Origin of the sequence: Nevskia soli DSM 19509 (assembly GCF_000711955.1) — a bacterium.
GTDB classification, from domain to species: domain Bacteria; phylum Pseudomonadota; class Gammaproteobacteria; order Nevskiales; family Nevskiaceae; genus Nevskia; species Nevskia soli.
Map to the genome: position 1 here is coordinate 1 of NZ_JONR01000074.1, position 8397 is coordinate 8397.

Here is an 8397-nt window from a genome sequence, read left to right on the forward strand (position 1 = left end):
CTGGGCCTTCTCCTGGGCTTGCTGCAACTGGACTTCCAGCGCCTTGATCTTCTGCTCGGGAGTCAGTTCGCCGGGTGTTGGGGGGCGTGTGCGGGGCATAGCACGGGATGATGCCTCAACACCCCAGCTTTGGCGCCCGTGCTTGCGCAGCCACACCAGCACCGTCGACCGCCCTTGGATGCCGTACCGCGCCTGGGCCTGCCTGTAGCTCAGTTCGCCTTTTTCGACCTGCTCGACCACCGCCAGCTTAAAAGCCAGCGTGTAGTCCCGCTGTGTCCGCTTAACGCCTGTCGTCATTGACTCGCCTCTTCTTGGTGGAAAAGGTGTCAACCCAGGACAGGACGGGTCACCTGAAACAAAAAAGCCGCCCGCAGGCAGCCCGAGAAAACAACAGAACCGTAGGGGTGGACACCAAAAGCAAGCGCCTTCAGGCAAGGCGGAGCGCCCCTCCGTCCTCGCCCCTGCACCCAACCCCGTTCGCCCCGAGTGCGTTGCGCAGCAACGTGTATCGAGGGGCCAACGCGCGCCCCGAAGACGAGCCCGCCAACAAAAAAGCCCCGCTCGACGGCGGGGCTTCATTGCGCTTCAGTCGCAACACGACAAGCACAGCACATTTATATTCTTCTCTACCGCAAACCGCAACACCCCACCGGAACGCTTCCGCGCCCCTCACCCCTGCTTCGTCAACCGCGCGAACTTGCTCCTGTACCGCTCCTGCTGCGCCGGGTCGCTGGTGAGATCGATCGCCACCTGCATGCTCTGGCTGGCGAGCACCTCCTTTCCCATCTGATTCAGCACCACCGCCATCAGGAAGAAGAACCTCGCGTCTTTCGAATACATCCCGATCGCCCTGCGCGTCTCGTTGTATGCAACCTCCTTGTCGTCGGCACGCAGCGCCGCCAGCGCCAACTGGTAATGGTGATACGGATTCTGCTCCAGGAAATACTGCGCCCGCTGGTGGAAATACCGCGCCAGGCGGGGCTCGCCCAGTTGTTCGTACACCTGCGACGCCGTGTCGTAACTCATCATGCTCGACGCATCCAGCTGCAGCGACTGCGTCACCGCGATCCGCGCCGCGCGCACATTGCCGTCGAGCAGATACAGGCTCGCCAGGTTGGTCCACAGGTAAGCCGTATCCGGTGAAAGCTCCAGCGCCCGCAGCGCGTAGCGCAACGCCTCCGCCTGCCGCTGCTTCAACCGCAGCTCCACCGCGCGATTGTTGTAGAACTGCGCCAGCGCGGCCGTATCGGAAATCACCCGCTGGTCATACGCCGGATCGTATTCGTCGCCGCTTACATCCACCACCCGGTATCCGTGAAACAGGTCGATCCGCGCATTGATGTGCCGGTACAGCAGCGAAGTCCGGTCGTCCCCCAGATCCCAGATCGGCGGCACGTCCACCTCGTTGAACTCCGCCGGAATCCCCACCTCACGCGCCAGCGCCACAAACAGCAGCGTATACGACAGGCAATTCGCGCGCCGTTGCAGGAACGCCTGCTCCGCCGTCAGCGTTGCCTCCGCGTCGTACCTGACATGCCGCTTGTCCGCGTCGCCCAATGCCTCGGCCAGCGCCACCACCTTGCCCTGCACACTCACCTCGCCGGCCGTCGCCTCATTGGCGAAGCGCCGCATCTCCGGCGTCACCCGCATCAGCGTGGACGCATCCTCGATCGCCCCGTCTTCCGGCGCGCGCGACAAGCCCCCACCGCCGCTGACCCAGGCAACATCCTCCTGCGAAATCGCCGGCTGCTCCGGCAGGCCCACACAAGCGGAAAGCGAATGCGCCAGCACTACCATCCAAAGCAGCCGCAGATGAACCCACGAAACCCGCATTGCGCGATTCCCGCATCCGGCGCCCATGTCCATCCTCCAGGCGGCTGCAATGGCCGCCAGTTCTTTGCATGACCCAGTCTACACCCGCGCTCCCGTCACGCCTCAACCCCTCAAGATTGCCTATCCCGAACTCCCCCGCACCACCCACGCGGCGTTTCCGGAAAGAGGGCGAAGCGCGCCATCCTTGCCAATCAAACCAACGCCGCAACATCATCCGCACAGACCCACCCAGCCGAGCCACCGCCGCCTCATGCAACTGCAAGCCCACCTCCTCGAGCTCGAAACGCGCCTCCTCCAACCCGAGGTCCGCTCCAGCGAACAAGCCCTGCTGCAACTGCTCGCCGAAGACTTCGTGGAATTCGGCGCCTCCGGCACCGTCTGGACCCGCACCGCCATCATCCAGGCCCTCGCACAGGAACCCCACACCCAACGCAGCCTCAGCGACTTCAAACTCACCCCGCTGTCCGCCGACACCGCCCTCGTCACCTACCGCAGCCACCGCCACGCCACCTCCGGCGCACCCGCCGCCCACGCACTGCGCAGCTCCATCTGGAAACTGAATCAAGGCAACTGGCAACTGCTCTTCCACCAAGGCACACTCACCGCGGCCTGAGTCCCAGCGCGGCCGACAGGCAAGCGCTGCGGGGCAAGCTCACCAAGCGCGTATGCGAACCAGCCGCCCGGTCCGGGGCAAGGGAAAAGCCCGGCGCCTTCCTCCGCCCCATTTCACCCCCGTCGCTTAAAACGCCAAGGGCTGCAAAAAAGTCTTTTATCTTTTTCTTGGTTATTGGTTCTTGGTTCTTGGTTGGCTTAGCCCTGGGTTAGGGTTGGGTTAGGGGTGGGTTAGGGTTGGGTTTGTCTGGCAAACCCAAGGCTTTCATCCCATAACCCACCCCTTTTGTTTCGCGTGGAACATCCACCCGCCCATCCGCGAAACCATCCCAGCAAAAATGCTTTTCCACATCCCGCTTCACACCTTCCCACCACCCGCGAAACCCTGCATCATCCACACCACTCTGGATCGCCTCGCCATCCGGACACCGCAACCGCAACCAGAAGGACACGCCCGCATGCACTTCCTCGCCAACTTCTTCACCGGCGCCTTCCTCTGCAACTGCATCCCCCACCTCGCCGCCGGCCTCATGGGCATGCCCTTTCCCAGCCCCTTCTCCAAGCCCCCCGGCATCGGCGACTCCTCGCCCCTGGTCAACTTCCTCTGGGGCCTGGTCAACCTCCTCGCCGGCGGCTACCTCTTCCTCACCTTCCCCTTCGCCCTCACCCTCAACCCCGGCTTCCTCACCACCCTGCTCGGCGCCGTACTGCTCGGTGTCTGGATCTCCATCCACTTCGGCAAGGTCCGCCAGAACAAGCACGCCTGAGCGACACGCCCACGCCTACTGCGCTCCCAACCAGCGCAACGAACCCGGCGTCGTCAAAATCTCCCCCGTCTCCAGCAGCGTCTTCAGCCCCGACAACACCATCGGCCAGCCGCCATACAACTGCTCGTTCGCCCCTTCGCGCAACTGATCATGCGTCACCACCAGCCGGCACGAATCCCCCACCGCCGTAATCTCCCACGTCACCCGCGACGTCCCCTCCGCCTTCACATCCTCGCCCCACACCGCGTGGAAGCTCTGCACCAGCCGGCGCGGCGGATCCACCTCCAGATTCTCCCCCTCGAAAATCAGGTTGCCTCCGCCCACACCTTCGTAGCGCGAACCCGCCTTGAACGTCGACGTCACCACCGCGCCGAAGTTGTACTTGCGCCGCATCTCCGTATCCGTGATCGCCAGCCACAACCGCTCCGGCGTCGTCTTGATGTAAATCTCGAACACCTTCTCCATCGTCCTGTCCTCCAGTGAATGCTTGAGCCCGCTCAGCGCCGCCGCCCAGGGCTCCGCGTACTTGCTCACCCAGCGGTCATGCAACAGCCGGATCGGCACCGCGTTCAGGAAATGCAGCTTCTCCCGCCCGCGCTTCTTGCTCACCACCAGCCCCGCCTCCTCCAACTGCTTCAGGTGCTTCATCACCCCGAAGCGCGTCATCGGCAACCGCGCCTCCAGCATCCCCAACGTCTGCCCGTCCTCCCGGAACAACTCATCCAGCAAGCTGCGCCGCGTCGGGTCCGCCAGGGCTTTGAACACTTCATCCATGGCCGGACAATATGTGACCTTTTAGTCACATGTCAAGCCACGATCCCGCCCCGGAGGCTGAACCCAAGGCTTGACACTAGGTAAGCAAATACTTACCGTAAGCCATGACTTACGCAAAAGCCCTCGACTGCCTGGCCGATCCCACCCGCCGCAAAGTCCTCGAGCGCCTGCGCGCCGGCCCGCGTCCCGTCGGTGAAATCGCCCGCGGCATGAGCGTCAGCCGCCCCGCCGTATCGCAACACCTCAAAGCCCTCAAGAACGCCGGCCTCGTCACCGACCGCGCCGCCGGCACCCAGCGCGTCTACTCCATCGACCCGCAGGGCCTCGCGCCCCTGCGCGCCTGGCTCGACCAGTTCTGGGACGAAGCCCTCAGCGCCTTCCAGCAGGAAGTCGCGCGCGACGCACGCCACCGCAAGGACCCCAAGCCATGAGCCGCCACATCACCATCGCCCCCGTGCGCAAAAGCATCGAAGTCCAGGCCGACCCCGCCCGCGCCTTCGAAATCTTCACCGCCCACATCGACCGCTGGTGGCCCAAATCCCACGGCATCGGCAACGGCCCCGTCAAACGCTCCCTTATCGAACCCTACGTCGGCGGCCGCTGGTACGCCGAATACGAAGACGGCAGCGAAGTCAGCAACGGCCACGTCCGCATCTGGGAACCCGCCAGCCGCCTCGTCGTCAGCTGGGAAATCAACGCCGACTGGAAGCCAGACACCACCGTCGCCTCCGAAGTCGAAGTCCGCTTCATCCCCACCGCCCCCGGCACCACCCGCGTCGAAGTCGAACACCGCGACTTCGAATCCCTCGGCCCCCAGGGCGGCGAAAAGATGCGCAACGACGTCAACGGCGGCTGGCCCGGCCTCCTCGCCCTCTACGCCGCCGACATCGCCAGCCACCCGCTGTGAATCTTCTTCCCATCCGCAACAACTTCTTTCCCCCTCTCCCCACCTGTGGGGAGAGGGCCGGGGTGAGGGGCGCGCACTTCCCAGCAGCCGCTCCCTGACAACAGCAGCACCACCGCCATGAAACCCCACATCCCACTCCGTATAGCCTCCATCCTCGCCTTCCTCTTCGCCGCCGGCCACAGCGCCGGCGCTCCCTGGATCCTCATCAAGGACGGCCCCACCGCCGCCTTCGTACAAACCATGAAGTCCCTCCCCGTCCGCGCCATGGGCGCCGACCGCACCTACTGGGCCTTCTACCACGGCTTCGGCCTCAGCATCAGCGTCTACCAGCTGGCCCTCGCCCTCATCCTCTGGCAACTCGCCACCCTCGCCAAAGCCGATGCGGCAAAACTGCGCCCCTTCCTCCTCACCCTCGCCGCCGCCTACCTCGCCATCGCCATCATCACCTGGCAATACTTCTTCATCGCCCCACTCGCCTTCTCCATCGCCATCACCCTATGCATCCTCATCGCATGGGTACTTTCCAGTACAGAACTTCCGACGAACTTGACCGCCCCTTCCCGCCGGACATGACAGGCTGGAGAGGCCCCGCGGATGCTTTGGCAATCGGCCCTTGGATGCCAATTGCGCCCGGTCGCCTCTGGATTTCACCGCCCGAAAGTGGGCCTGCAAACCAGACCCTATCCCCGATTCCCGATGGCAGCCATCCCCCTCTGAATCCGCCAGTTTTGCGCGGAGCAGCGCCATCGACCAGGGGCAAATCCGCGCCGATCCCGGGGTTCACCTTCCATTCAGGAGCGATAGTGTATAAGTCCCACCATCGTCTCAATCCATGGGCGCGTGTGGGGTAACGGCTAAATGAACAAACAACTCCTTGGCATTGCGGCGCTGGGTCTGGCGGCAGTCCTGCCGAACATCGCGAACGCCGATGGCTATTACGATCGTCGCCCCGACCGTCCTGGCGACGTCATCGCCACCGTCATCACCATGCCGTTCGTTGCGGCGGGGGTGGTGCTCAATACAGCCGCGGCCTTGGCCACCGCACCGTTCACCGGCCGCTTCGAGGGCCCGCTCGGGCCGGCCTTCAATCCAGCGGTAGGGCCGGCGCCACGTCCAGCCTACTACGCACCGCCGCCAGCCGTGACGTATATGCCGGCACCCACAGCCTATTACGCACAGCCGGCACCGCGCCCAACCTACTACGCACCACCTCCGGCCGTGACGTACGCACCGGCCCCCACGGCCTACTACGCACAGCCGGCGCCGGTCATCTACTACGCACCGCGTGTGGTTTACCGCCCGTATTACGCACCGGCCCCGGCGTATTACGCCGCACCGAGGTATTGATCAGGCACGGCACGGCCACGAGTGACGCTTCATAGTCTGGAGCAGTCTCTCGTGGTCCGCTTTTGCTCGCTGACGCCATTACAAGGTCAGTTCCCACCACTAAGCCGACTTCAACGACAGGCCGGTATGTGCCAAGAGCGGCCACACGATCCTTGAATCTCGCAGCACAAAAGCGGCCGTACGCCAGAGACCTCGGTCGGGCGCCTGGCAGGCCGGTGCAGTCGGTCATGGACGGCGGCTTTTGGGTACCTTTGGTTGGCGTTCGCGGACGGCACGGTAGTTTCAGCTTGCAGCCCTCTGACGTTGAGCTTGGCTCAAGATCGCCATTTGGCAGCATGATCAGATTTCGACGCGTCGCAAGCAGTTCTCATTGCATATGACAATATGCCACAACTGGAGTTTGTCTAAGAAGTGGCAACTCGCAATGTTTATTGGCTTTTAGCGGCTGCAATTTAGACTCTGTGGAGATGGCAGCGCAAAAATGTTTTGCGCCAATAGCGTCTGTATCGTCTTATCAAAATCATTCGTCTGGCAAAGTTTTCGGAAAGAAATATCAATTTTTTGATCGACAACGGTAGGTTCCACCAAATATACCCAACCAGGTTCTAAAGTCACCCTTGTTTCAAATGGGGCGGATTTCCAGTTGGACCATCCAAGCAAATTGATTCTCCTCGGTGTTTCTAGTGTCCCTTTCAGTTCGTGTCGGCCGGGAACAGTACGGCTAAAAGGGCTGCCACACCCGGTGAAGCACATGTGTCCATCAATATCTCGGATTATGATTCCCATGACATCGTTGATTTGGGGAAGGGAAATGCCTCTCGCAACAATCATCGACAGGTTAGAGTCGTCAGCGGAAGTATTTCCAAAGCGAGTGACTGAAGGGGTGCAGGCGCTCAACAACAATAGCGCGGCAATGACCCATGCTTTTGTCATGGCTTATCCGTTTCGATATTCAGCTTGTTGCATTACGCTTCGAATGTTGGCTCGTCCGGCAAGGTCAAGGGTTTCGACAACCGAAGCGTTCACGGCACAACGGTTTTTATGTTCCGGATTAACGATCCCCAATCATTTGGCGGCGAATGGAATGCAATCTTTCCGTTGAGCCCTGAAACTATCCCTGAGACGATTCCCACTCCGATTGCCCCTCCGACAATTTGGGCTGTCGTCGTACTGGGAGTGACAGGCGCAACTGATTGCTGCAATTCGTACTGATCGAATTGCTTGGCATTCATCGTGCTGCCAATATAGTAATAGATCGTTGGCTGTGCGTTACTCTCTGGATTGGGCAAATAAATGCCGCCGTCTTGGTGTACTGTAGTATCGGAGTGTCCGTGGGCACTTAAAAAAACACATCCTTTTGGCCCACGAAAATATTTTCCGTAGTTATCCTGAAACTCGGCGACGTAGATCCCTTCAACTAGTCCGAAGTCTCTTTTATCAATCGCCTGCCGGCTGTAGATAAAATTCTTCGGAATTTGAATCTTCTGTTCTCCGTTCAGTCTCTGATCAGGGCGTGGACTGAATGTCGCGCTGACATGTGCCGTAGGGTTGTCGGTGCATGCCGCTGTCAAGAACATTGCCCCAAAGTAGACTGACCACCTTAGCCAGTCGCAGCTACGCATAAGTTTCCCCTGGACGACAAGCTAGTTGACCCAACGCCGAGCTTCACCGGCGGCCGAAAGTCTCCTGGTGGAAGCGACAGTTGGGCGCGGCTCGCGATGCGCTTCCAAGGAGACGCTGGCTCAGATCGCGCCGTTTCCAGAACTTTTGCTCTGATTCCATTGAGATGTTTCATGGCCTTTGCTGGCTAGCGCTGATTAGACTGCATGGACCAACACAGCATCCGCGGTTCAATACGGCAAGTCATACGCCAAGTCCCTGAAATCTCTAGATGCCACGATATTAAGGCCGATCAAATTTCAGCGCCAGGAAGCGGCCGCTCGCGACAGGCTGGAATGGGCCGACTGCGGTCTGCGGACGATGCGCGGTGCGCCCCCTATCCTGCTGGATTTGAGAGGCGATATCTACGTGGTTCTGCCCTCATTGAGGGAGCCTCGCAACGGATGGAATGTTCTCCAACGCCTGATCCCACGTGGCCCTGCTTGAGGCGAATATGTGGGCGTTCGGCCGAACTGGAACGTCGCTATTCAGACTGCC

At 61.2% G+C, this 8397-nt stretch carries 10 protein-coding genes and 1 pseudogene; 6 read left to right on the forward strand and 5 right to left on the reverse strand.

Annotation, left to right across the window (positions count from 1 at the left end; translation table 11 throughout):
- Positions 1–297: pseudogene (locus tag BP26_RS30775) on the reverse strand (IS3 family transposase); the annotation flags it as partial.
- Positions 298–669: 372 nt separating this feature from the next.
- Positions 670–1860, reverse strand: a complete 1191-nt coding sequence (locus BP26_RS27965) for a transglutaminase-like domain-containing protein (RefSeq protein ID WP_169740765.1) — start codon at positions 1858–1860, stop codon at positions 670–672.
- Between BP26_RS27965 and BP26_RS30430 the strand changes: the two genes are divergently transcribed.
- Together BP26_RS30430 and BP26_RS0122225 are read left to right on the forward strand one after the other, a co-directional pair.
- Positions 1859–2446 (forward strand): nuclear transport factor 2 family protein, encoded by a 588-nt coding sequence (locus BP26_RS30430; RefSeq protein ID WP_211255019.1) that lies wholly within the window; start codon positions 1859–1861, stop codon positions 2444–2446. The genes BP26_RS27965 and BP26_RS30430 overlap by 2 nt on opposite strands.
- Before the next feature lie 457 nt (positions 2447–2903).
- Positions 2904–3212, forward strand: coding sequence for a hypothetical protein (locus tag BP26_RS0122225; RefSeq protein WP_029922755.1), 309 nt, complete (start codon positions 2904–2906; stop codon positions 3210–3212).
- 15 nt (positions 3213–3227) lie between these two features.
- On the opposite strand, the gene BP26_RS0122230 is transcribed toward BP26_RS0122225, so the two are convergent.
- A complete protein-coding gene (locus BP26_RS0122230) occupies positions 3228–3986 on the reverse strand; it encodes an ArsR/SmtB family transcription factor (protein ID WP_029922756.1) in 759 nt (252 codons plus the stop codon).
- Positions 3987–4090: 104 nt separating this feature from the next.
- Here BP26_RS0122230 and BP26_RS0122235 point away from each other — a divergent pair, with 104 nt between their 5' ends.
- The 4 genes from BP26_RS0122235 (at position 4091) to BP26_RS27970 (ending at position 6240) form a co-directional block, all read left to right on the forward strand.
- Positions 4091–4417 (forward strand): ArsR/SmtB family transcription factor, encoded by a 327-nt coding sequence (locus tag BP26_RS0122235; protein WP_029922757.1) that lies wholly within the window; start codon positions 4091–4093, stop codon positions 4415–4417.
- Positions 4414–4893 carry an SRPBCC family protein gene (locus BP26_RS0122240; RefSeq protein WP_029922758.1) on the forward strand — a complete coding sequence of 160 codons (480 nt, stop codon included), beginning with the start codon at positions 4414–4416 and terminating at the stop codon, positions 4891–4893. Before BP26_RS0122235 ends, BP26_RS0122240 begins: the two co-directional genes overlap by 4 nt.
- 117 nt (positions 4894–5010) lie before the next feature.
- Positions 5011–5466 carry an LIC_13387 family protein gene (locus BP26_RS0122245; RefSeq protein ID WP_029922759.1) on the forward strand — a complete coding sequence of 152 codons (456 nt, stop codon included), beginning with the start codon at positions 5011–5013 and terminating at the stop codon, positions 5464–5466.
- Between the two features lie 285 nt (positions 5467–5751).
- Positions 5752–6240: a hypothetical protein gene (locus tag BP26_RS27970; RefSeq protein ID WP_051749301.1), complete on the forward strand. Its 489-nt coding sequence runs from the start codon at positions 5752–5754 to the stop codon at positions 6238–6240.
- Between the two features lie 438 nt (positions 6241–6678).
- On the opposite strand, the gene BP26_RS29825 is transcribed toward BP26_RS27970, so the two are convergent.
- Together BP26_RS29825 and BP26_RS29830 are read right to left on the reverse strand one after the other, a co-directional pair.
- On the reverse strand, positions 6679–7173 hold the full coding sequence (locus BP26_RS29825; RefSeq protein ID WP_157572703.1) for a hypothetical protein: 495 nt from the start codon (positions 7171–7173) through the stop codon (positions 6679–6681).
- A gap of 89 nt (positions 7174–7262) precedes the next feature.
- The gene (locus BP26_RS29830; RefSeq protein ID WP_157572704.1) at positions 7263–7862 is read right to left on the reverse strand and encodes a hypothetical protein; all 600 of its coding nucleotides are present in this window, start codon (positions 7860–7862) and stop codon (positions 7263–7265) included.
- Between the last annotated feature and the right edge of the window lie 535 nt (positions 7863–8397).